General features: G+C 64.2%; 18 protein-coding genes. 7 read left to right on the plus strand and 11 right to left on the minus strand.

Going from position 1 to position 24103, the window contains the following annotated elements; all coding sequences use genetic code 11:
• Positions 1-41 precede the first annotated feature (41 nt).
• Both WBP07_RS09285 and WBP07_RS09290 read right to left on the minus strand, forming a co-directional pair.
• Positions 42-2096, minus strand: a complete 2055-nt coding sequence (locus WBP07_RS09285) for a tetratricopeptide repeat-containing sulfotransferase family protein (RefSeq protein ID WP_395390709.1) — start codon at positions 2094-2096, stop codon at positions 42-44.
• Positions 2097-2203: 107 nt separating this feature from the next.
• On the minus strand, positions 2204-5272 hold the full coding sequence (locus WBP07_RS09290; RefSeq protein ID WP_395390711.1) for a TonB-dependent receptor domain-containing protein: 3069 nt from the start codon (positions 5270-5272) through the stop codon (positions 2204-2206).
• A gap of 34 nt (positions 5273-5306) precedes the next feature.
• Here WBP07_RS09290 and WBP07_RS09295 point away from each other — a divergent pair, with 34 nt between their 5' ends.
• The 4 genes from WBP07_RS09295 to WBP07_RS09310 all read left to right on the plus strand — a co-directional run bounded on the left by WBP07_RS09295 (position 5307) and on the right by WBP07_RS09310 (position 9913).
• Positions 5307-5522 carry a hypothetical protein gene (locus WBP07_RS09295; protein ID WP_395390712.1) on the plus strand — a complete coding sequence of 72 codons (216 nt, stop codon included), beginning with the start codon at positions 5307-5309 and terminating at the stop codon, positions 5520-5522.
• Positions 5523-5673: 151 nt separating this feature from the next.
• Positions 5674-6237 carry a hypothetical protein gene (locus tag WBP07_RS09300; protein ID WP_395390713.1) on the plus strand — a complete coding sequence of 188 codons (564 nt, stop codon included), beginning with the start codon at positions 5674-5676 and terminating at the stop codon, positions 6235-6237.
• A 332-nt stretch (positions 6238-6569) separates the two neighbouring features.
• On the plus strand, positions 6570-9581 hold the full coding sequence (locus tag WBP07_RS09305; RefSeq protein WP_395390715.1) for a TonB-dependent receptor domain-containing protein: 3012 nt from the start codon (positions 6570-6572) through the stop codon (positions 9579-9581).
• Between the two features lie 77 nt (positions 9582-9658).
• Positions 9659-9913, plus strand: coding sequence for a hypothetical protein (locus tag WBP07_RS09310; RefSeq protein ID WP_395390716.1), 255 nt, complete (start codon positions 9659-9661; stop codon positions 9911-9913).
• 57 nt (positions 9914-9970) lie between these two features.
• Here WBP07_RS09310 and WBP07_RS09315 read toward each other — a convergent pair whose 3' ends face one another.
• Together WBP07_RS09315 and clpB are read right to left on the minus strand one after the other, a co-directional pair.
• Positions 9971-10498, minus strand: a complete 528-nt coding sequence (locus WBP07_RS09315) for a hypothetical protein (RefSeq protein ID WP_395390717.1) — start codon at positions 10496-10498, stop codon at positions 9971-9973.
• A 143-nt stretch (positions 10499-10641) separates the two neighbouring features.
• The gene (gene clpB, locus WBP07_RS09320; protein ID WP_395390719.1) at positions 10642-13221 is read right to left on the minus strand and encodes an ATP-dependent chaperone ClpB; all 2580 of its coding nucleotides are present in this window, start codon (positions 13219-13221) and stop codon (positions 10642-10644) included.
• Positions 13222-13570: 349 nt separating this feature from the next.
• Between clpB and WBP07_RS09325 the strand changes: the two genes are divergently transcribed.
• From WBP07_RS09325 to WBP07_RS09335, 3 genes are all read left to right on the plus strand, one after another.
• Entirely contained in the window at positions 13571-14026 is a 456-nt protein-coding gene (locus tag WBP07_RS09325) for a nuclear transport factor 2 family protein (RefSeq protein WP_395390720.1), read from the plus strand.
• A 276-nt stretch (positions 14027-14302) separates the two neighbouring features.
• Positions 14303-17227: a M16 family metallopeptidase gene (locus WBP07_RS09330; RefSeq protein ID WP_395390721.1), complete on the plus strand. Its 2925-nt coding sequence runs from the start codon at positions 14303-14305 to the stop codon at positions 17225-17227.
• A 34-nt stretch (positions 17228-17261) separates the two neighbouring features.
• Positions 17262-17561 (plus strand): hypothetical protein, encoded by a 300-nt coding sequence (locus tag WBP07_RS09335; protein WP_395331636.1) that lies wholly within the window; start codon positions 17262-17264, stop codon positions 17559-17561.
• Between the two features lie 412 nt (positions 17562-17973).
• On the opposite strand, the gene gatB is transcribed toward WBP07_RS09335, so the two are convergent.
• The 7 genes from gatB to WBP07_RS09370 form a co-directional block, all read right to left on the minus strand.
• Positions 17974-19470 carry an Asp-tRNA(Asn)/Glu-tRNA(Gln) amidotransferase subunit GatB gene (gatB, locus tag WBP07_RS09340; protein WP_395390722.1) on the minus strand — a complete coding sequence of 499 codons (1497 nt, stop codon included), beginning with the start codon at positions 19468-19470 and terminating at the stop codon, positions 17974-17976.
• A gap of 1 nt (position 19471) precedes the next feature.
• Positions 19472-20959 (minus strand): Asp-tRNA(Asn)/Glu-tRNA(Gln) amidotransferase subunit GatA, encoded by a 1488-nt coding sequence (gene gatA / locus WBP07_RS09345; RefSeq protein ID WP_395390723.1) that lies wholly within the window; start codon positions 20957-20959, stop codon positions 19472-19474.
• Positions 20959-21261 (minus strand): Asp-tRNA(Asn)/Glu-tRNA(Gln) amidotransferase subunit GatC, encoded by a 303-nt coding sequence (gene gatC, locus WBP07_RS09350; protein WP_132263426.1) that lies wholly within the window; start codon positions 21259-21261, stop codon positions 20959-20961. The genes gatA and gatC overlap by 1 nt, the downstream gene beginning before the upstream one ends.
• Positions 21262-21390: 129 nt before the next feature.
• A complete protein-coding gene (locus WBP07_RS09355; RefSeq protein ID WP_395390726.1) occupies positions 21391-21930 on the minus strand; it encodes an FKBP-type peptidyl-prolyl cis-trans isomerase in 540 nt (179 codons plus the stop codon).
• An 11-nt stretch (positions 21931-21941) separates the two neighbouring features.
• Entirely contained in the window at positions 21942-22511 is a 570-nt protein-coding gene (locus WBP07_RS09360) for an FKBP-type peptidyl-prolyl cis-trans isomerase (protein ID WP_395390728.1), read from the minus strand.
• A gap of 363 nt (positions 22512-22874) precedes the next feature.
• Positions 22875-23081, minus strand: a complete 207-nt coding sequence (gene rpsU / locus WBP07_RS09365; protein ID WP_132386556.1) for a 30S ribosomal protein S21 — start codon at positions 23079-23081, stop codon at positions 22875-22877.
• Positions 23082-23324: 243 nt separating this feature from the next.
• Positions 23325-23960 (minus strand): hypothetical protein, encoded by a 636-nt coding sequence (locus tag WBP07_RS09370; RefSeq protein ID WP_395390729.1) that lies wholly within the window; start codon positions 23958-23960, stop codon positions 23325-23327.
• Positions 23961-24103 lie beyond the last annotated feature (143 nt).

The following is a 24103-nucleotide window of genomic DNA, read 5'->3' on the forward strand; positions in this document are numbered from 1 at the left end:
GAGTTGCGATAGGCCTGAATTCATTGCCCCCCCGGGTCAGGTCAAACTTTGTCGGCGGCCGAACCGATCGGTTCGGGCCACGATGGCACCCGATTGTCATCGAGCGAATATCCGAAGCCCTCCGCCCAGGGCTTCAGCGTTTCGAAAATGGGTGCGAGATGGCGCTCGTACCGGCGCCAGCGACCCGCGGCACGTGTGTAGACCGGTTCGGTCACTTGTGCATAGCTGGCCGTTCGTACGACACCGCGCGATCGCGCCGCCGTGCGGTGATCGAAGGATTCGCCCTGCCAAGGCAGGCCCAGCCAGTCGAACAACGGCTCCAACTCACGCGCCTGATCGGCCACCAACCGCTCGTAGACGACCGTCTGCACCGGCAGGTCGAACACCGCCCGCACCTGCTGCCAGTAGGAAAAGGCCAGGTCGTAGAACTCGGCCGCCGTTTCCAGATCGAGGAAATTGCTCATGGCGTTGTTGTTGCGGAAATTTGTGATGAAGCAGCTGAGCAGCACGTCGCAAGGATGGCGCAGCGCCAATACGTAGCGGGCATCCGGGAACAGGCGGCGAATCACCGGCACTTGGTTCAGGTGCATGGGATGCTTGTCGATCACCAGCGTTTCCGGCCCCAGCGGGCCATGCGCGGCCACCCGTTCGAAATAGCGCGCACGGGCGGCGATGATCGCGCCCTCGTCCAGTGCCGGCAAAGCGCTGACTCCGCCCAGTTCCTGCTCGATCTCGGCCAGGAACGGCTCTTCCTCCAGCACCAGGGTATTCGGCGCAGTCATCAGCATGGTGTCGAGCAGCGTCGTGCCGGAACGCGGAAAGCCCAGCAGAATCACCGGCGACGGCCGTTCGAGCGGCGGCGTGTTCGTCCATCCCGCCGCCCATTGCGGCGTCACCAGCGCCCTGTCCCGCGCAACGCCTGCGCGGAAATGCGCGGCGCGTTCGGCCGGGCGCGACGGCTCATCCAAATGACTGGCATTCATCGCCGAGAACGCGGCGAATGCTTCGTCGTAGCGCTCCATGCGGTCCAGCATGATGCCGCGCAACTGGTGGCGGCGACTGACCACGACCACCTCGCCGGACTGCTCCAGCGCCTCGAAAGCCTGATCGAACTGATCCGCGCGCTTGAAGCGAAGGGCATCGATGAAAGCCAGCGTCTGCGCATCGGCCGCGCCGGCGACCGCGCGCTCGCGCAGCGGATCCAGTTCCGCCTCGCGGTTGCTGCGTTCGTAGATGGCGGCAAGCCCGACCAGCGACGGACCAAGCGCCGGATCGATGGCAAGCGCGGCTTCGAACTGAGTTTCGGCAATCCCGAAATCGTTGCGAAGCGCAGCTTCCTGGCCGTAATCGGAGAGTATGCCCGCATTATCGGGCGCGCGCCGCGCCGCCTCAGCAATCGCCTCGTAAAGGCGATCCTCCATGCCGGTGTCGCGATAGAACGTTGCCAGCGTCAGCATCGGTACATGGTCGTCAGGGAAATCGCGCGCCGCATCGTGAAGGACACGCTCACCCTCCTCGATCTGTCCGGCTCTCAGCAGAGCGGTTCCCAAGTTTACGCGGATAGGAGGTGAATCGGGCGCCAGCTTCATCGCCCGCTGCAGAACCTTGACGGCTTCCGCGTTCTCCTCGTTCCCGGAAAGGGCGTTGCCGAGGTTATTGAGCAGCGACCAGTCGTCCGGCTGCTTCGCCAGGACATGGCGGTAGACCCTGATCGCCAATGGCAGATCGTCCGCTTCCTGCGCGAGGTGCCCGGCCAGCCGCGCCAGCCGAAGGCTGGGCTCGGCCAGTACCGAAGCCTCGTCGCACAGCGCGAATGCCTCCGCATTGCGGCCGGTTCGGAAATACGATTCCGCAAGGTTGGTACGCACCACCATATCCTGCGGCCGCAGGGAATGGGCGCGCTCCAGATAAGTCGCGGCGCGATCGAAACGCCCGCGATGGAATTCAACCGCTCCGCCCAGCGCGGCGAGCGCGGGATCGCCGGGATTGGCCGCAATGGCCGTCGCCACGGCAAGCGCGGCCTCATCCAACCGCCCCATCCGCGCCAGTCCGGCAATCTGGCGAAGCGTATCCGAGGGCATAGCGGTATTGGTCATGAACGGGTCCGAAATTCGTGACGGCCCCTTTTGAACGAGACCCGGAAACAAAGGCGGCGGCCTCCCAGGGAAGACCGCCGCCAAAGACTAAACGCTCAAGGGAACGATTAGAAGTTCATCGTGATGCCGGTGAACACATAGCGACCCAGAGCGTCGTAGGTGCCCGGGTAGGTGTTGCCGTTGCAGACCACGCTGGCGCAACCAGTCGAGGTGACCAGCGGCGGATCCTTGTCGAACAGGTTGGTCGCACCCAGACGCCAGGTCAGGTGATCGCCCAGAGCCGCCGTCAAGGTCAGGTCGAAGTAGTCCTGCGACTTGATCTTGTAGTCCAGCGAGTTCTGCTGACGAGCGCGATCGTCGAACAGCGTGCTCGACGGGTTGGCGAACTCGGTGGTGACACCCGAGAGGTGACGCCACTGGAACGACAAGCCCATGCCGTTAGCCGTGTTGAACGACACGCGGGCCTTGTGGCGCCACTTGGGCAGCGGAGTGCCGCAAGTCGGGCCATACCAGCCAGCGCAGTTGTACTTTTCGGTCAGACCGTTGTCGACGGTGTAGTTGTCCAGCCAGGTGCCGACGAAGTTCAGCGACAGGCGACCCGCATCGCCGATTTCACGGGTGTAGTTGGCGTTGAACTCCATGCCGCGGGTCTTCACGCTACCGACGTTGTGGTAGATATCTTCCACGTAACCGTCCGAGCTAAGCCACAGCGAACCGGCCGGATTACGATGGATGAGATCGCACGCGTCAGCCGTGCCACCCGAGACACCGCAAGCCGCCAGGATCGCGTCAGCGCCAAACTGCTGGATCGCGTCCTTAACCTTGATGTCAAACCAGTCGACACTGCCGGTCAGGCCCGGGATCCAGTGCGGAGCAAGCACGACGCCCAGCGTCTTGGTGGTCGACTTTTCCGGGTTCAGATCGGGGTTGCCACCGATCAGGCCGTTGTACTGGCTCGCCGGGTTCAGCGAGGTACCGCCAGTCACGCCCTGCGCCGCGCAAGCCGCCGACACCGTGTCTTCGCCAGCGCAAGGATCGGTCGTGCCGTCAAGCGCGATGATCTGCGGCGCGAACAGTTCCTGGATGTTCGGCACGCGAACGGCGCGGTTGTAACCGGCGCGCAGACGGATGTCCGAGATCGGAGCCAGTTCGAGACCCAGCTTGTAGGTGTTGGTATTGAAGGTGCGGCCGTTCGAGATGCTGTAGTGCGAATAGCGGTAGCCGCCATTGAACGACAGGCTCTGAACGAAACCGTCCTGGATCAGCGGAATGTCGATTTCGCCGAACAGTTCGCTGACCTTGTAGCTACCGTTGGTATCAAGGGTCGGCGCGCCCTGGCCGGTGAGATCGCCGGTGCTGAAGGCCTCGTCGGTCTTCAGTTCCAGTGAGTCACGGCGATACTCGACACCGAGCGCAACGTTCACGCCATCAGACGCGAGCGGCGACTTGATGCCATATTCGCCCAGCAGACCCGTCAGCGTGGCGCTGGCGACCTGCTGCGAGTTCTGGCCCTTCATGAAACCCGTAGCCGACAGGTAGTCCAGCGCGGCCTGCGAAACGTTGCCGCTGAACACATCGTACGGCGCACAACGCGACGACGGATCAGACAAAGCGACGCGGCAGACATTACTCGTTACGCCAGTATCAGGATTGGTATAGCTCACCACGTCAAGCGCATTAGCGAGACGCGAGGCCGAGAACTCGTTCGAATAGACCTGCGTATAGTTGGTACGGCCGTACTGGTAGTAGGCGTCGTACGACCAAGCCTTGCCCAGCTCACCACGCGAACCGATCACGGTGCGGAACGCAGTGTGCTGAAGGTCGCTCTGGCGCGCACCACCCTGGACGTTGCGCTGCAGCAACTGCATGAACGCCCTGTTGTAGGTTTGACCAGTAGTCGGATCGGTATAGCTGATCGGGGCCGCGCCGGGGTTTTCGTTGAACGGAGCACCCGCAGCCACCGGGAAATTGCCGATGAACCCGTTGATCAGATTGCTTGTCTGGCAGAGTTCGGCACGCTGCGCAGCCGACATCAGCGGGTTGTCGCAGTTGATCGTCAGCGTGTTGCCGAAATCGCCCGAAGGCGCGATCTGCGCAACGGTACGGTCATCCATGAACATGAATTCCATGTACGGATGGATGGCGCTGCTGATCTCGTAGTCGGTGAAGACGCCGGCGGTGTAACGTTCGTCCGGACGCTGATAGTAGTTCAGCGGCGCGAAGTTGTAGATGTTCTGCGCACCCTGCGTAATCGTGCCCGCCCCCAACGCGCCGATGGTCGACGATTTGATGTTAGCGGGATCGTAGTAGAGAACGTTGCCCGGGTTCGCCGTGGCCGAACCGCCGCAGCTGAACGTGCCAGTCGAGCTGGCGCCGATCGAGCACGACGAGTAATCGCGACGGCCCTGCAGAACGGCGCTCGCGCGGCGATAGCCGACATAGGCAGTCGCGTGACCACGGCCGTCATCGAAGCTGGTGCCGAACGCGGCGGTGACGTCGTACTGGCCGCCGTCAGCATTGTTGCCGGTCGGGTACGTGTAATCCAGGTTGCCGGCCTGCTGGTTCAGCACGTCCTGGGCGAAGTCGTTGCCGTTGCTATGGGTATAAAGCCCGTAGTTGGCGTCGATACGGAAACCTTCGAATTCCGTGTCCATCTGGAAGTTGACGACGCCGGCGACAGCGTCCGCACCGTAGGTTGCCGAAGCACCGCCGGTCAGCACGTCGACGCGCTTCACCAGCGCGGCGGGAATGAAGTTAAGGTCAGCGGCCGACGAAGTGCTGTTCGGGTCACCGGTCATCAGACGGCGGCCGTTGATCAGCACCAGGGTGCGCGACGGCCCAAGGCCGCGAAGGTCGACCGTGGCGGTACCGGTCGCACCGTTGGCGAGGCCCGAGCTCTGGCCCGCAACAACCTGCGGCAGCGAGTTCAGCAGGTCTTCCGTACGGATCGTACCCTGCAGCTTGATGTCCTGCGACGTCACCGTGGTGATCGGCGCGATCGACGTCTGGTTCGGCGACGCGATGCGCGAACCCGTGACGATGATCGGCGCGCCGGCCTCGGGCGCAGCGTCCGTTGCTGCGGTGTCCTGCGCCTGCACGGCAGTGCTGAATAGGGCGAAGCCCAGCACCATGGGTGCTGCACCTGCCTTCAGCGCGGTGAGAGATGTTGTCTTCACTGGTGTGTCCCTTTCCTAAGGTGCGGCGTGACCCATGCACCTTGAAGTCCCCGGAAGCGCGAAATCCGAGCAACGATGTTTCGCGCACCGGAAGATGCGCTTTTCTTACGCAAAGCGGATCTATCTCAAAGAGCCTTGCGCGCAGCGGCGCAACATTCACGAAACCTTGTGGCAAAAGCGCAACATTGCAGAATTGCTGCAATCGCGGCGCCCTGAAATGCCGCCACACCGCCGCGACCAGCCGTCGTGACATTGTCGCAACATTGCAAGAATTGAGGCCCTTCTTGATGTAAGTTTATTGCGCATCGCAGCGCTGCAGCGGACATCTTCCATGCTCCATCCAAGCGCCTTGCCGAAACCCGCCAGCGATTGCTAACCACTCCCCAGCCTGTCGAACAGCAATGAGGGACACGATGCGCAGGATGAGAAGCACCACCCTGAAATCCGTTCTGGTTCTTGCAATGCTTGCCTCGCTGCCGGCGTCGGCCGCCAAAAAGGACGACGAGCCCCCTCCTCAGCCCGAACTTTTCCAGCAACTCATGGACTGCCGCACGATCACGGACGGGACAGCACGCCTCGCCTGTTTCGATCGTCAGTCAGCCGCGCTGGATGAAGCCACGCGCAAGAAGGAAATCGTCATCGCCGACAAGCAGGCGGTGCAGCGTGCCAAGCGCGGATTGTTCGGCTTTGCCGCGCCGGTCGCCAAGCTGATGGGATTCGGTGGCAGCGAAGAAGATTCGAACGAGATCAAGGAAGTAACCACGACCGTCGAAAGCGCGCGCCAGAATGCCAACGGCTGGGTCATCACCTTCGCTGATGGCAGCACATGGGAACAGAACGACACGCGCGACTTCGTCCTGTCGCCCAAGGCCGGAAATGAGGCGCGAATCTCGCGGGGCGTGCTGGGAACCTATTTTGTTTCGGTGCGCGGCCAAGCGGCCGTGAAAATGCGGCGGGTGAAATAGTTCGCCCACACAATCCGAAGCAACGGAATTGCCGGAACGCCCACGAACTTGCAACATTTTCGCCGCAAGCTCCTGACATCCGCGCACTTCATTCCAAGAGCGTGAGGCCTACGCCAAAAATGGCGAAAAACATGGACGGAAAACCTGTTACATAAACGCAACAAGGTGAAATTCATTAGCCGTTCAGGTGGCAAAACGGGTTGAACGACCGCCCCACGGCAGCAACACAAGTCCCATGGCTGCAGGAATTTATTCAGACCTGCACGCTAAATCCGGCTCCTCTCTCCGTCTGGTCACGCTGCGGGAGAGGGGTTGCAAACAAGGGACACACAGTGACACTCACACTCAAGAAGGCCGTCCTGCGGGGCGCCACGAGCCTGACGGCGTTTGCCGTTCTGTGCTCGACGCAGGCTTACGCGCAGGACGCGGGCGCCAGCAAGCCGGATGCCGAAGAAGGCCCGGCCATCGTGGTCACCGGCTCGCGCATCGCCAGCCCGATCGCCGAATCGAACGCACCGCTGCAGATCGTTGACAGCGCCCGCATCGCGCAGTCCGGCGTCACCAACATCCAGGACCTGCTGCTCAAGAACCCGGCGTTCGGTACGCCGACGTTCAGCCGCACCAACTCGGCGTTCCTCACGTCGGGCACCGGCGTTGCCTCGATCGACCTTCGCGACCTCGGCTCGGCCCGCACCCTGGTGCTGGTCAACGGCCGCCGCGTGGTTGCCAGCGTTCCCGGCTCGTCCACGGTCGACCTCAACGTCATCCCGACCCAGTTCCTGGAACGCGTTGACGTCCTGACCGGCGGCGCCTCGTCGCTCTACGGTTCGGACGCCGTCGCCGGCGTGGTGAACTTCGTCTACAAGAAGGACTTCCAGGGCCTTGAAGGCGATGCCCAGTACGGCATCACCGAGCACGGCGACAGCCCGCGCTACCAGGCCAACCTGACCATGGGTTCGAACTTCGACGACGGTCGCGGTAACATCATGGTGAACTTCGGCTACTCGAACGAGAAGGGCCTGCTCTCGCGCCAGCGCAAGGGCACCCAGGTCGACAATCTTGACACCTCCATCTACGTGACGGGTGATATTGCCGACTACGGAAAGCCCTACGCACCGGCTTATTCGAGCTATCCGGAGCAGGGCCGCTTTGTCGTCGGCCTGGATCCCGCCACTAAGGCGCCCTATAACTTCACCTATGGCCCCGACGGTGCTCTGCAGTCCTGCTCGACCACCAGCGGCCTGACCTGTTCGAGCAGTCTTGGCGACGGTACGGGCCCGAACGGTTTCAACCGCCAGCAGTACCGCACCCTTGCAGTTCCGGTGCAGCGCTACACGCTTGCCGCCGTCGGCCACTACGACGTGTCGGACGATATCTCGTTCTTCTTCGAAGGCACCTACAACAAGACGCAGTCGTCGCGCATCATCGAGCCGTTCGCACTGTCGTCGGACACCTCGACCGGCGTCTATCCTGCGACCGGCCGCATGCCGCTTGAAAACTATGTCATCGGCGCCAACGGCGTGGGCGTCCTCACGCCGAACCCGTTGGTCCCCGCTGAGATTCTCGCTGCCGCGACCGATACGGACGGCGACGGCCTGCGCGACATGGGCTTTGCCCGTCGCCTGTCGGAATTCGGCAACCGCACCGGCAAGACCACGCGTGACTTCCTGCGCTTCGTGGTCGGCTTCGAAGGCACGATCCTCGACAAGTTCAACTGGGACCTGAGCTACAACTACGGCCAGGTTACCGAGAACCAGACCTCGAACGGCCAGGTGAACATCAACAACTTCCGCAACGCGCTTGCCGCGATGACGGATGCCGATGGCAACGTGGTCTGCATCGATGCCGAAGCGCGCGCCAACGGCTGCGTTCCGGTCAACATCTTCGGCAAGGGCTCGATCTCGCAGGAGGCGATCCAGTACATCGCCGCTCAGCAGTCGCTGCAGACCAACATCAAGCAGCAGGTCGTCCAGGGTAACGTCAGCGGTTCGCTGTTCGATCTGCCCGCCGGCCCGCTCGGCATCGCCGTCGGCTTCGAATACCGCAAGGAATCGAGCTCGGAAGACAACGACGCGCTGACCAACCAGGGCCTGAACGGCGGCAACCAGCTGCCCGACACCTACGGTCAGTTCGACGTCATCGAAGGCTATGCCGAAGTCAAGGCGCCGATCCTCAAGGATCAGCCCTTTGCCAAGCTGCTCGAAATCGGCGGCGCACTGCGTACCGCGAATTACTCCACGGTCGGCACGATCTACAGCTACAACGTGCAGGGCACGTGGCAGCCGATCTCCGATCTGCGTATTCGCGGCAGCTGGGCACGCTCGGTTCGTGCACCGAACATCGGTGAGCTGTACCAGGGTCTGGCCCAGACCTTCCCGGCCGGCATTCAGGATCCCTGCGAAGGCGTGACTGCAACCACTGCAGGCGCACTGGGAACCAACTGCCGTGCAGCACCGGGTGTGGCTGCGAATATCGCCGCAAACGGCGAGTTTACGCTGACCCAGGCAGACGCCCAGAGCCTCAGCGGTTTCGACAGCGGCAACGCCAACCTGAAGGAAGAAAAGTCGACCTCGTGGACGGTTGGCGCGGTCATCAACCCGCGTTCGTTCGACGCTCTGCGTAACCTGACGATCACGGCTGACTACTACAACATCAAGATCGACAATGTGATCGACACCATCGGTCGCACTACGATCCTGAACCAGTGCTACACAACTGGCGATCCGTTCTATTGCGATCGCATCGTTCGCCGCCCGACCGAAACGTCGACCAACAGCTCTGGCTCGATCGAGTTCGTGAACGATTACAACGTCAACGGCGCAACGCTCAAGACCCAGGGCCTTGACGTAACCGCCAGCTGGTTCACCCCCGTCCACTTCTTCAATGTCGACGGTGCCCTGAACCTGAACCTGTCGTACACGCACCTGTTCCAGTACGACTACACTGCGGTTGCGGGCGGCATCACCGATCCGTCGGATGGCGAAATCGGCACGGCCGGCGATCGCTTCACCACGACGCTCGGCTACACCAGCGACAAGTTCAAGTGGTCGTTCACCGGCACCTTCATCGGCAAGTCCTATGAAGACGATCAGAGCTACTGTGCTTCGTTCGACCTGCCGGCGAAGTGCGTCTCGGTTCCGGCGATCTTCTACCTGGACACCCAGGCGAGCGTCGCACCGGTCGAGAAGTTCGAGTTCTACTTCGGCATCGACAACCTGCTGAACACGAAGGCCCCCAACATCCTGTCGGGTTCGGTCTTCAACGTGACGGGTTCGAATACGGCTGCAGACGTCTACGACATCTTCGGTCGCCGCTACTACGCGGGTATTCGCTTCCACTTCTGATCGGCTTGCCAGTCAGAACGAAACATGGGAGGCAGCGAGAAATCGCTGCCTCCTTTTTTATGCGAGAAACCAGAGAGATGCGTTACATCCTGCCACTTCTTTTGCTTGCAGCAGGCAGCCCGCTTGTCGCTGCAGGAAAGGATGATCCACAGACGAAAGGTGCACCTGTGGATCCCGACGCCATGCGCTGCCGCGCAGTCCGCGATGTGGCATCGCGAATTCCAGAACGTGTTTGCAAGACGAATGCTGAATGGAAGAAGGAAGAGGAAGCAGCACGCGCCGCGATGGAGGCGCGCAACCGCGCCAGCTCATGTGGCGGCAACGCCTGCTGACCGCCTACAATCGAACCAAAATCGTCGGAGCGCGGCCAAAGCCGCATCCGACGGACCTCATTTGATGCGCTTTACGCCCACTTCGCTGGTCTTGCCCTCGATCGTCAGGCGGTAGCCGCCAAGCGGCCCGGACTTCACCGACACCCCCTGCCCCACGCGCGGGATGGTGTTCAGGCGGCCATATGACGTCGTCTGCCAGACCTGCCCGTTGTCCAGCGTGAACACCGCCGTATAGGGCGTTATGTCCATGGCCGCGATCTTCGCGGTCACGCTCAAGTCCTGCTGGTGGGCCAGTTCCTCACGCGCGGCCTTTTCGGGATTCTCGCGCTTTGCATGTTCGCTGCGCTGCACCGGGGTCAAACCGAATTCGGCGGTCGTCTTCGCTGCCGCCTCGGCTTGGCGCTGGGCATCGGTCTTGCGCGCATTGGGCACCAGCGCATCGAAGCACTTGAGCCGCGCGCCATCATCGGAAATTGCGCCGCAACGAACCAGTTCACCCGATACGTCCTGTGCGAAAGCGGCGGGAAACGCGATCGACAGCGCACCGACGGCAACTACACCGCGCAGCAGGAACGAACGCTTCATCGAAAATACCCCATCGCATGCACAGGCACCGGCACTATGGGCCGGGCGCCTCGATAATCGCGCCACGGTAACGGCCCCTCGCCCACGGTCAAGCGGACGAGGGGCCATATTACAACGGATTACCCAAGTTACCCTGCTATGGTTCACACGACGCTGATCGCCAGCGCCCCGTCGCCATCGTCCACCTTGACGTGCGAGCCATCGGGCACCTCGCCGGCCAGCAGCTTCTCGGCCAGCGGGTCTTGCAGGTAGCGCTGCACCGCGCGCTTCAGCGGCCTTGCGCCGTAGACCGGATCGTAGCCCACCCGGCCCAGCCAGCGCTTGGCGGCGTCGGTCAGGTCCAGCGTGATCTTGCGGTCCTTCAGCAGCTTCTGCACGCGCGCGACCTGGATATCGACGATCGGGCCCATGTGTTCCTGACCGAGGCGGTGGAACAGCACGATCTCATCCAGCCGGTTGAGGAACTCGGGCCGGAAATGCCCGCGCACCACTTCCATCACCTGCGGCTCCACGGTGTCCACGTCCTGCCCTTCGTCAAGCTGGGTCAGGTACTGGCTGCCGAGGTTGCTGGTCAGGATGATCAAGGTGTTGGTGAAGTCCACCACCCTGCCCTGGCCATCGGTCAGGCGGCCATCGTCCAGCACTTGCAGCAGCACGTTGAACACGTCGGAGTGGGCCTTCTCCACCTCGTCGAACAGCACGACCTGATAGGGGCGGCGCCGCACGGCTTCGGTCAGCACGCCGCCTTCCTCATAGCCGACATAGCCCGGAGGCGCGCCGATCAGGCGGGCCACCGCGTGCTTTTCCATGAACTCCGACATGTCTATGCGGACCATCGCGCTGTCATCGTCGAACAGGAAGCCGGCCAACGCCTTGGTCAGTTCGGTCTTGCCGACACCCGTGGGGCCGAGGAACAGGAACGAGCCGAGCGGCCGGTTCGGGTCCTGAAGCCCGGCGCGGGCACGCCGCACCGCCTTGGACACGGCGGAGACCGCATCCTTCTGGCCGATCACGCGGGCGCCGATCACTTCCTCCATCTTGAGGAGCTTCTCGCGCTCGCCCTCCAGCATCTTGTCGACCGGCACGCCGGTCCAGCGGCTGACGACCGAGGCGATGTCATCCTCGGTCACTTCCTCGCGCAGCAGGGCGTTGCCGGCCTGGGCCTGCGCATCGGCCAGCTTGCGCTCCAGCGACGGTATCGTGCCGTAGGACAGCTCGCCCGCCTTGGCGAGATCGCCATTGCGCTGCGCCTGTTCCAGTTCCAGTCGCGCCTGATCGAGCTGTTCCTTGATCTTGCCTTCGGCGGCGATCTTGTCGCGCTCGTTCTGCCAGCGGGTGGTCAGTTCGCTCGATTGCTGCTCAAGATTGGCCAGTTCCTCGCGCAGATTGACAAGGCGATCCTTGGAAGCCTCGTCGGTTTCCTTGGCCAGCGCCATTTCCTCGATCTTCAGCTGGATGATCCGGCGGTCGAGCTTCTCGATCTCCTCGGGCTTGCTCTCCACTTCCATACGGATGCGGCTGGCGGCCTCGTCCATCAGGTCGATCGCCTTGTCCGGCAGGAAGCGGTTGGTGATGTAGCGGTTGGAAAGCGTCGCCGCCGCCACCAGCGCCGCATCGGTGATGCGCACGCCGTGGTGCAGTTCGTACTTTTCCTTGAGCCCGCGCAGGATCGAGATTGTGTCCTCGACCGTCGGCTCACCCACGAAGACCGGCTGGAAACGCCGCTGCAGAGCCGCATCCTTCTCGACGTACTTCTGGTACTCGTCGAGCGTGGTCGCGCCGATGCAGTGCAGTTCGCCGCGTGCGAGAGCGGGCTTCAGCAGGTTGCCCGCGTCCATCGAACCTTCGGAAGCGCCCGCGCCGATCAGCGTGTGCATCTCATCGATGAACAGGATGATCTGCCCGTCCGCGCCCTTCACTTCGTCGAGCACGGCCTTCAGGCGTTCCTCGAACTCGCCGCGATACTTGGCGCCCGCGATCAGCGAACCCATGTCGAGCGACATCAGGGTCCGGTCCTTCAGGCTGTCCGGCACGTCGCCATTGGCGATGCGCAGGGCCAGCCCCTCGACGATGGCAGTCTTGCCAACGCCGGGATCGCCAATCAGCACCGGGTTGTTCTTGGTGCGGCGGGCGAGGATCTGGATGGTGCGGCGGATTTCCTCGTCGCGCCCGATCACCGGGTCCAGCTTGCCGGCGCGTGCCGCCTCGGTCAGGTCGCGCGCGTACTTGCTCATCGCGTCATAGGCGTTTTCCGCGCCCGCGCTGTCGGCCTTGCGGCCACCGCGCAAGTCGGTGATCGCCGCCTCCAGCGCCTGCGGCGTCAGGTTGGCGGCCTTGAGCGCCTGCCCTGCGGTGGTCGTGGTGGCCAGCGCCAGTGCCAGCAGCATGCGCTCCACCGTGACGAAGCTGTCGCCGGACTTGGTGGCAAGCTGCTCGGCCTGATCGAGCACGCGCACGGCATCGTTGTCGAGCCCGGGCGATGCCTGCGCCCCGCTGCCAGAGACGGCAGGCAGCTTGCCCAGCGCCTTGTCCACTTCCTGCACGGCGAAATCGGGATTGCCGCCCGCACGCTTGATAAGCCCGGCGGCCATGCCCTCGCTGTCTTCCAGCAGAGCCTTTAGGATGTGGTCCGGGCTGATGCGCTGGTGGTTCATGCGGATCGCCACGGTCTGCGCGGCCTGCAGGAACCCCTTGGCCCGGTCGGTGAATTTTTCGAGATTCATGGTCTGAATTGCCTCCTGATCCCGATCATATAGTGTTGCATTATTGCAACACAAGACGTGCAATGATCTTTTCGCGCGTGATGCCGCGCAAGGAAAATCGTTAAATCACAGGTGGCTCACGGGAAGCCGGAGCCGGCCCGCCCCAACATGGGGGTCTGCCGCCAGATTGCCAGCCCCCGATAACCCTGAACCTGCCGACAATTTTGCCTATCCGTATTTCGGCCAACGTCGCCCGGGCGGTGAAGCCGGTGTTTCGCGCGCAAGTGCTTGGCGCAGGCCCGCCCTTTGCCTAGCCTGCGCCGGCAGGACCGGACCCAACGGCCGGGACCAACTGGAAGAGGTATCGACAGTGGCGAAATTCACCCCCCAGCAGGCAGCGGACGTGCTCGCGATCAAGCAGGTGGTCTACGAATGGGGCGACGAGCTGGACATTCACAACGGCCTGGAAATGCGCAAGTCGGACGTGCTGGCGGAGGACGTGGCCTACAACGTGGGCGGCGAATGGCGCGAAGGGCTGAAGGCGGTCGAAACCTTCTACCAGGGCCGTGCCGAGGCGCTGCGCGCCGGTGCCGGGCTGATGACCATGCGCCACATCATCACCAGCTTGCGCGTCTCGTTCGACGATGCGGACAATGCCAAGGTCGGCTACCTGCTGGTGTTCTTCGCCGCGCAGGGTGAGGCGCCGTTCGACAAGTATTGCGACCCGCTGGCGGTGGCCGACGTGAAGATGGAATGCCGCCGCGATCCGGACGGCGAATGGCGCATCACCCGCTTCGATTCGGGGCAGATCTTCCGGCGGGGGTGAGTGTGCAGGGGTGGGTCTAGAGGCGGTTCAGGCTGCCCATCCATCCCACGCACAATGACACTCCGTCGCCCCCGCGAAGGCGGGGGCCCCGCTTCCTTTTGCCACGCCCGCAAAGAAAAGCGGGATCCCCGCCTACGCGGGGATGACGGGTAAGTGGGGCCGGTCTCGCGTTCATACCCATCCCCGACCACTCGCCCACAAACCGCCGCCACCACCAAAACCCACCAAGCGATTGAAACACTGGCGGGCCGCGCCATCCGTGCTAGACCTCTGGCCATGCGAACCGTGACCCGTTCGAGCCTGCTCGCGCTCTCCACCGCCCTGCTCCTTTCCGCCTGCGCCACTGCCCCTGCCGGCACGCCTCCCGCGACAGGCGCGGCCCTGCCGCCAGCGGCCAACACCGCGCCCGCCGCGCCGCAGCCGGCCAGCCCCGCCGCACTCGTGTCGCGTGTGGACATTCCCTACGAGACGTTCGTGCTGCCCAACGGCCTCACCACGATCGTCCACACCGACCGCAAGGCACCGATCGTCGGCGTCACGCTCTATTTCCATGTCGGCTCCCGCAACGAACCCCGCGGCAAGACCGGCTTCGCGCACCTTTACGAACACCTGTTCTTCGGCGGTTCCTCCAACGTGCCGGACTTCGACGTGCCGCTGGACGCCGCCGGCTCCACCTCCAGCAACGGTTCCACGTCCTACGACCGCACCAACTATGTCGAGACGGTGCCCACCGGCGCGCTACCGCTGGCGATGTTCCTGGAAAGCGACCGCATGGGCCACCTGCTGCCCGCCGTCACGCAGGACAAGCTCGATAAGCAGCGCGGCGTCGTCCAGAACGAGAAGCGGCAGGGCGACAACCAGCCCTACGGCCTTGTCGAGTATGCGCTGAACGAGGGGCTGCTGCCCGTCGGCCACCCCTATCGCCACACCACCATCGGTTCGATGGCCGACCTTGACGCGGCAACGCTGACCGATGTGCGCGCATGGTTCACCGACCATTACGGCCCCAACAACGCGGTGCTCGTCCTCTCCGGCGATATCGACGCGGCGACGGCGAAACCGCTGGTCGAAAAGTGGTTCGGCCAGATCCCGCGCGGGCCCGAAGTCGCGCCCGTCACCGCCGGCCCGGTCACCCTGCCCGCGCCGATCCACCGCGAGATCGCCGACCAGGTGCCGCTGACCTACCTCAGTCGCAACTGGACCGGCCCCGGTCTCAACGATCCCGATGCGCCCGCACTGGCCGTCGGCATGGACATCCTGGGCGGCCTTGCCAGTTCCCGGCTCGACAACGAACTGGTCCGCGGCCAGCAGCTTGCCGTGGGCGTCACCGCCAGCGCGCAAGTGGAGGAAAGCATCAGCTTCCTGTCGATGGGCATGCGCGTGAAGCCGGGCGTGGACCGCGCCAAGGCCAATGCCGCCTTCGACCAGGTGCTGGCCGATTACCTGCGGGACGGGCCGAGCGAGGACGAAGTGCGCCGCGCCGTCGTCAGCACCCTGTCGGAAGAGATCGGCGGGCTGGAACGCGTCGGCGGGTTCGAAGGCAAGGGCGCCACATTGGCCGAAGGTCAGGCCTATTCGGGCGACCCGGCCAAGTACAAGCGCGATCTGGCCGCCATGGCCGCGCTGACGCCCGCGCAGATCAAGGCGGCAATGAACAAGTGGCTCTCTCGCCCGGTCTACGCGCTGGACGTGGTGCCCGGCGAACGCACGATGGACGGCGCCAAGCTGGGCGGCTGGGGGGATGAGGACAAGACCCCCGCGCCGAAGCCCGATCCCAAGGCGCCCGCCCCCGCGCTGCCGCCCGCACCGAAAATTTCCGCGCCGCCGGTCGCCCCGGTGGGCGCGCTGGTGTTCCCGGCGATCGAGCGCACCACGCTCTCGAACGGCATCCCCGTGGTGCTCGCGCGCCGCACCGCCGTGCCCAAGCTGGTGCTGACCATGGACTTCGACGCCGGCTATGCCGCCGACGCGCTCGACACGCCGGGCACGCAAGGGCTGATGCTCTCGATGCTCGACCAGGGCACCGCCACTCTCGACGCCACCGGCATTGCCGAGGCGCAGGAACGGCTGGGCGCCAGTATCTCCATCGACGGATCGCTCGATACCTCCAGCGCGTCTTTGACGGCCCTGACCGACAACCTCGGCCCCTCGCTGGACCTGCTGGCCGACGTCGTGCGCCGCCCCGCCTTCGCCCCTTCGGAAGTGGAGCGCGTGAAGGCGCAGGCCGAAGCCGCGCTGGCGCAGACGCAGTCCTCGCCGCCGGCGCTGGCCCGCCGTGCACTGGGTTCCGCGCTCTATGGTAGCCACCCCTACGCACAGCCCAGCGACGGGCTGGGACAGGCCGCCACCCTCGCCGCACTGACGCCCGATGCGCTGAAGGCCGCGCATGACAAGTGGCTGCGGCCGGACCTGGCCCGCATCACCGTGGTCGGCGATGTGACGATGGAGCAGCTCAAGCCGCTGCTGGAACGCGCTTTCGGCGATTGGAAGGCGCCGGCCACCCCCGCCCCCGTCAAGCCGCTCACCGCGCCGATCACCGCCGGCAAGCCGCGCATCGTGCTGATCGACCGACCGCATTCGCCCCAGTCCGTGATCATGGCCGGCCGCATCCTGCCGATCACCGGCCGCACGCCCGATACCGAACCGCTGCAACTGGCCAACGAAGTGCTGGGCGGCGGCTTCCTCTCGCGCCTGAACAAGGACCTGCGTGAGGAAAAAGGCTGGTCCTACGGCGTCTACAGCGGCGTCAGCAAGCCGATCGGTCCCAGCAGCTTCATGCTCTCCGCCCCCGTCCAGTCGGACCGTACCGGCGCCGCGATCAAGGCGATCCTGGCGGACATGGCCGCCTACCCCGCCACCAAGCCGATCACGGACGAGGAATTCCAGCGCGTGACCGATGGCGCCATCCGCCAGCTTCCCAACTTGTTCGAAACCAACGGACAAGTCGCCGGCGCGATCAGCCAGAACGACCGCCTGGGCCGGCCTGAGGACTATTACGTGACGCTGGCAGCCAAGTACCGCGGCATCGGCAAGCCCACCGTGGCCACCGCCGCCACGCAGTTCCTGCGCCCGCAGGGGCTGGTCTTCGTGATCGTGGGTGATCGCAAGGCCGTGGAACCTCAGCTCAAGGGGCTTGGCCTGCCGATCGAATTCCAGCAGGCACCCGCCGCGCAAGAAGGCGCGGAAGGCGAATCGGAATGATGCGCCCGCGCACGGACTCGAACAGGAGAATATGATGTCGCTCGGCGGAACCTACGAATGCTCCACCAAGACCCCGATGGGCCACCAGAAGGGTACACTGACCATCGTGCCGGAAGGTGACACCTTCACCGGCCAGATCACCGGCGATCTGGGCACGATGGAACTGCGCAACGGCACCATCAGCGGCAATACGCTGAGCTGGAAGATGAAGATGACCTCGCCCATGCCGATCGACCTCGACTGCAAGGCGACCGTGGACGGCACCGACCTGACCGGCACGATCAAGGCTGGGTTCTTCGGCACGATGCAGTTGAACGGCACCAAGGTCGGCTGAAATCTGCATGTTTGTGAGGTGGGGTGCGCCCTGCCTCACAAGCGCTGGACCGGCCCGCTCCGGTTCAGACCCAGCCGGTCCGTCCCACAACCTAACAATAATTCGTCATCCCCGCGAAGGCGGGGATCCCGCTTCCTCTTGGCGCGCGCATGGCGAGAATGGAGGAAAGAAAGCGGGCCCCCGCCTTCGCGGGGGCGACGGGAATGGGATGGCGTGCACGATCCGCTCAACGCTGCGCCTGCACAATGCCGCAAGCACCCACCCCCACCCCCTCCCGCAAGCGGGAGGGGAGCGAGACTTGGTGAGCCGCAGGCGAACCTAGTCGCAGCGGGGTGGGCCATGCCGCACCACAAGAAAAAGCCCCGAAAAGCACATTGCTTTCCGGGGCTTTTCTAAGCGATCCGAAACGAAATCAGCCCAGCTTGGCCTTCAGGATCTCGTTCACGACCTGCGGGTTGCCCTTGCCGGCCATAGCCTTCATCGTCTGGCCGACGAAGAAGCCGAACAGCGCAACCTTGCCTTCGCGGTACTGCGCGACCTTGTCGGCATTGGCGGCGAGGATCTCGTCCACCTTGGCCTCGATGGCGCCGGTGTCCGATTCCTGCTTGAGGCCTTCGCGCTCGACGATGACGCCGGCGTTGTCACCGGTCTCGAACATGGTTTCGAGAACCTGCTTGGCGATCGAGCCCGAGATCGTGCCCTTGCCCACCAGCGCCAGCAGTTCCGCCGCCTGCTCATGGCTGATCGGCGAGTCTTCCAGCGACTTGCCCTGCTTGTTGAGCGCGCCGAAGAACTCGGAAATCAGCCAGTTGGCCGCCTGCTTGGCCACTTCGGCGGGCGCCTTGCCCTGTGCCGAAGCGGTTTCGGCCAGCAGCGCCTCGAACCACGCGAAGGTATCGACGTCGGCGGTCAGCACGGCAGCGTTGTAGGCCGAAAGCCCCAGTTCGCCTTCGTAGCGGGCGCGCTTGGCGTCCGGCAGTTCGGGCAGGCTGGCGCGGCAAGCCTCAAGGAAGGCATCGTCCAGTTCCAGCGGCAGCAGGTCCGGATCGGGGAAGTAGCGATAGTCGTGCGCGTCTTCCTTCGAGCGCATCGAACGCGTTGAGCCGGTGCCCGGATCGAACAGGCGGGTTTCCTGCACGATCTTGCCACCGCTCTCCAGCACGTCGACCTGACGGCTCGCCTCGTGCTCGATCGCCTGCATGACGAAGCGCACGGAGTTGACGTTCTTGGTCTCGGTACGGGTGCCCAGTTCCTCGCCGGGGCGACGCACCGAGACGTTGACGTCGGCACGCATCGAACCCTGGTCCATGTTGCCGTCGCACGAGCCGACATAGCGCAGGATCGTGCGCAGCTTCGAAAGGTAGGCGCCGGCCTCTGCGGGCGAGGTCATGTCCGGACGGCTGACGATTTCCATCAGCGCCACGCCGGATCGGTTGAGGTCGACATAGGACATCGTCGGATGCTGGTCGTGCATCAGCTTGCCCGCGTCCTGTTCGACGTGGATGCGCTCGATGCCGATCACCTTGTCGGCCGGGATCCCTGCCTTCTCGTCCGCATCGATGGTCAGCGAGCCCTCACCCACGATCGGGTGGTAGAGCTGGCTGATCTGGTAGCCCTGCGGAAGATCGGCATAGAAGTAGTTCTTGCGGTCGAAGCGCGACCACTTGTTGATCTGCGCCTCGATCGCCATGCCGGTGCGCACGGCCTGACGGATGCATTCGCGGTTCGGAACCGGCAGCATGCCCGGCATGGCCGCGTCGATCAGCGAGACCTGGCTGTTCGGCTCCGCGCCGAAAGCCGTCGCCGAGCCGGAGAACAGCTTGGAGTTCGAGGTGACCTGCGCGTGGACTTCGAGGCCGATCACGACCTCCCAGTCACCGGTCGCGCCCTGGATGCGATACGTGCTCATATTACCACCACTTTTCCGGCTTGGCCGCGAACTGTGCGCGAGCCTCGATGGCGAGACCGGCGTTCAGCACGCCCTGTTCGTCGAAAGCCTTGCCGATGACCTGAAGACCCAGCGGCAGACCTTCACGGTTGAGGCCGGCCGGAACCGACATCGCCGGAAGACCCGCAAGCGAGGCCGGCACCGCGAAGACGTCGTTGAGGTACATCTTCAGCGGATCGTCGACGTTCTCGCCCAGGCCGAAGGCGGCCGAGGGCGCGGTCGGCGCGAGGATCACGTCGCACTGCTCGAAGGCCTTGGCGAAGTCCTGCGCGATCAGCGCGCGGACCTTCTGGGCCTGCGTGTAGTAGGCGTCGTAGAAGCCGGCCGAGAGCACGTAGGTACCGATCAGGATGCGGCGCTTCACCTCGGGGCCGAAACCGGCGGCGCGGGTCGCAGCGTACATGTCCTGAAGGTTGGCACCGTCCGGCAGGTCGCGCAGGCCGTAACGCACACCGTCATAGCGCGCGAGGTTGGACGAGGCTTCGGCAGGCGCGATGATGTAGTAGGTCGGCAGCGCGTACTTCGTGTGCGGCAGCGAGATCTCCACGATCTCCGCGCCCGCATCCTTCAGCCAGGCAATGCCGTCGTCCCACGACTTCGACACGTCTTCGTCCAGGCCATCGACGCGGTATTCCTTCGGAATGCCGACCTTCTTGCCCTTCATGTCGCCGGAAAGCGCGGCTTCCCAGTTCGGTACCGGCAGGTCGAGGCTGGTCGAATCCTTGGCGTCGAAACCGGCCATGGCTTCGAGCATGATCGCGCAGTCCTGCACCGAGCGGGCCATCGGGCCGGCCTGATCCAGCGAGCTGGCGAAAGCGACCACGCCCCAGCGCGAGCAACGGCCGTAGGTCGGCTTGATGCCGGTGGTGCCGGTGAAGGCGGCAGGCTGGCGGATCGAACCGCCGGTATCGGTGCCGGTCGCCGCCGGGCAGAGACGCGCGGCGAGAGCCGACGACGAACCGCCCGAGGAACCGCCTGGCGCGAGGGCGGCGTTGCCACCATCGTTGCGCTTCCACGGCGAGATCACGTTGCCGAAGTAGCTGGTCTCGTTCGACGAGCCCATGGCGAACTGGTCGAGGTTGAGCTTGCCCAGCATGCCCGCGCCAGCATCCCACAGCTTCTGCGAGACGGTCGATTCGTACTGCGGCTTGAAGCCTTCCAGCATGTGGCTGGCGGCAGTGGTCTGCACGTCGAAGGTGGCGAACAGATCCTTCATGCCGATCGGCACGCCGCCCATCTTGCCTAGAGCTTCGCCCTTGGCACGCTTGGCATCGGTGGCCTGTGCGGCTTCGATGGCCTTTTCAGGCGTGGCGATGATGAAGGCGTTCAGCGCTTCCTGCGCGGCGGCGACATTGGCGTTGAACGCCGTAGCCACTTCGACGGCGGAGAAATCGCCGTTCGCAACGCCGTCGCGGATCTGCGCGACGCCAAATTCGGTAAGATCAGTCATTATTCGATCACCTTGGGCACGCCGAAGAAGCCGTGTTCGGCGGCGGGAGCATTGGCCAGAACGGCATCGCGCTTGTTGCCGCCGGTCAGCGGATCGGCATCGATCACGTCATCGCGCAGGCGCAGCGTGTTGGGGATGACGGCGGTCATCGGCTCAACTTGCGAAGTATCGACTTCGCCGAGCTGCTCTACCCAGGCAAGAATGCCGTTGAGTTCGGGGACCATCGCCTCGATTTCAGCCTCGCTCACCTTGATGCGGGCAAGGCTGGCGATCTTCGCAACGGTTGCGGTATCGACCGACATGGCGTTCCTTCAGTTAGACCGGCACCGCGCCGATAAAACGCGCGGACGCCAGAAGTTCTGGCCGGGGCGCTAGCACCCGGCCGGAATTGCTTCAAGCATCGAGCGGCCCACGAAGGGCCGCCGACGTCTTTATTGCTTGGGTTGCTGGGCCTGCGGATCGGCAGGAGCTTCCTGCTGCTGGGCCTGAGCCGCCGCCATCAACTGTTCGTATTCGGCGCGGGTCTTCCAGTCGATCATCTGGACTTCGAAGACGAGGTCCGAATTCGGCGGGATCGGGCCCGAGCCCTCAGCGCCGTAGCCCAGCACCGCCGGGATCGTCAGGCGGTAGGTGCCGCCGCGCTGCATCTGCACCAGGCCATCGGCGAAGCCCGGCACCACATCGGCAACGCCCATCGGCGTCGCTTCCGACTGGTCGAACACGGTGCCGTCCTTGAGCATGCCCTTGTAGGCGATCAGCACGAAATCGTCGCGGCCGGGCATGGCGCCATCACCCTTGGTCACCGTTTCGACAGTGACCTTGGGCGCGGCCGGAGCGGCCGCCGTTGCCGGAGCAACCGGCGCCGCGGCGGGCTTGGCGGCAGCAGCGGCAGCCGGCTTTGCGGCGGCGTGGGCCGCCACCGGCAGTGCGAGCGCCAGCAGCGAAGCCGACGCGATGGAAGCGATCTTCACCGGGCGCGCGATCAGGGCTGAACCGGAGCGCCGGCGGGGCCGCCGGGCATCTCACCTGCGGGACCACCCGGCATCGCCGCACCGGCAGCGCCACCCTGCTGCGCCTGCATCTGCTGCAGTTGCTGGAGGATACGCTGCTGCTGCTCGATCTCCGCACGGCTCTTGAAGTCGATCAGTTCGATCTCGAACTTCAGGTTGCTGTTCGGCGGGATCGGGCCGGCACCCTTGGCGCCGTAGCCGAGCTCAGCCGGAATCTCGACTTCGTACTTGCCGCCGCGCTGCATCTTCACCATCGCCTTGCCGAAGCCGGGGATGACTTCCGCCAGCGCCATCGGGGCGTTCTTCTGCTCGTCGAACACCTTACCGTCGGCCAGCGTGCCCTTGTAGTTGATCAGCACAACGTCATCCATGGTCGGCGATTCGCCCGAACCGGCCTTGATCGTCTCGACATGGACCGCAGGCGGCAGCGAGGCATAGGCGATGCCAGCGGCGGCGAGCGCGATGGCGGCCACGCCGATCCAGATCTTGGCAACGGCGCCCTTGGCAACCGGCTGCAGCGGGACGCGGGTGATCTCTGTCATGGAGCCTTCCTGGTTTTCTTGTGGCGCCGATCGTCTGCATAGGCGCGCGGGGCGCGAATAGGCAAAAGGGCGCGGGATTCGTCCGCGCCCTCATGGATCAGGAAAACGCAACCATCAAGCGATTAAGCCGCGCTGCCGGTTGCCGGATATGCAGGCATGCACAGGCGCGACAGGAGATCGCCGGGCCGAACCTGCAAACACCTGAAACGCAGACAAACGCCTGAAACGCAGGCAAGCGAAAGCGGCCCGCGCCCTCACCCGACATTCCCCCGGCACGGCCGGAAGGGGATCGGGTGGGGGCGCGAGCCGCCCGAGCCAGCCTTAAGGCGCGGGGGCAGTCCCCACGCCTATCGGCAGGTGCTCTTACTTGACGCCGTCGCGCTCGAGACGCTTGCGCTCCAGCTTGCGGGCGCGGCGAACGGCAGCAGCCTTTTCGCGTGCACGCTTCTCGGAGGGCTTCTCGAAGTGACGACGCAGCTTCATCTCGCGGTAAACGCCTTCACGCTGCAGCTTCTTCTTGAGAGCCCGGAGAGCCTGATCAACGTTGTTGTCGCGGACGAGAATCTGCATAAACCGACACACCTCACAAATCGAAAGCACTGTTTCCGCATTCCGACGCGGAAGGTGCCCTGAAAAAATACGAAAATACGCCGAATCCCTTGCGAGGTCGGCTCGAAGTTGGGGGCCGCTAGCACCAACGGGGGTGCAAGGCAAGCAATCTCGGCTCAATCGAGGCCGAAATAGCCGCTTTTCACACAGTCCTCCGCCGGGCGCGGTAGCCCGACGGAGAATGTTCTACACCAATGCGGGCGATCAGGCCAGTTGGTCTACGATCAGGCCGGAAGCCACGGATTCGCTGACGCCAGAGGCCGAATAGGTGCTGCTGGTGCCCGAGGCATCCTTCAGGTTCTGGATGAAGGCCAGGATCGCATCGAGCGCCTGGTCGGTCGAGTCCGTGGAGTCGGTCGAATCGGTGGAAGTCGAATCGTCCGTATCGTCGGTTTCATCGGCCGCGCCCGGCGGCGGCGGCCCCGGAGGCGGACCACCGGCGCCCTTGGGGCCACCCGGACCGCCCATCCCCTCGATACCGCCCATCGCATCCTCGCCGCCGGCCGAAGCCGATGCGTCGGTGGAGGACGATCCCGAAGGACCCTGCGCGAACAACGACTGAAGCGCGCTCGCCTGGTCTTCGGTCAGCGCGCCGGAAGAGACCTGGTCGGAGATCAGCGAATCGATGCGATCCTTCATCTGCGAGGGATCGAGGCGGCTGCCCGAAGTGCTGGAGCTGGAAGAAAGCGAGCTGTCGATCGAATCGAGGGCCGATTCCAGAGCAGTGGCGTCGGTATCGCTGATCGAACCGCTGCTGACGGCGGACGAGATCTTGTCGTCCATGTCCTTGCGGGGATTGAACAGAGCGCTCATGGCGCTCGTTGCGGATGAGACTTGCATAGAATGTCTCCTTGCGGAGTGGGGTCGCACCCGAGGCTCTTTATAGAGAGCGGGAACCGCCAACCGGTCAAAGCGCACACAAGTATCTGCACGGATAGGCATGCGGTTTTGCACCACGATTGGAAATCCGCGCATTCGCGGCT

Origin of the sequence: Novosphingobium oxfordense, assembly GCF_044029435.1 — a bacterium.
Classification (GTDB): Bacteria; Pseudomonadota; Alphaproteobacteria; order Sphingomonadales; family Sphingomonadaceae; genus Novosphingobium.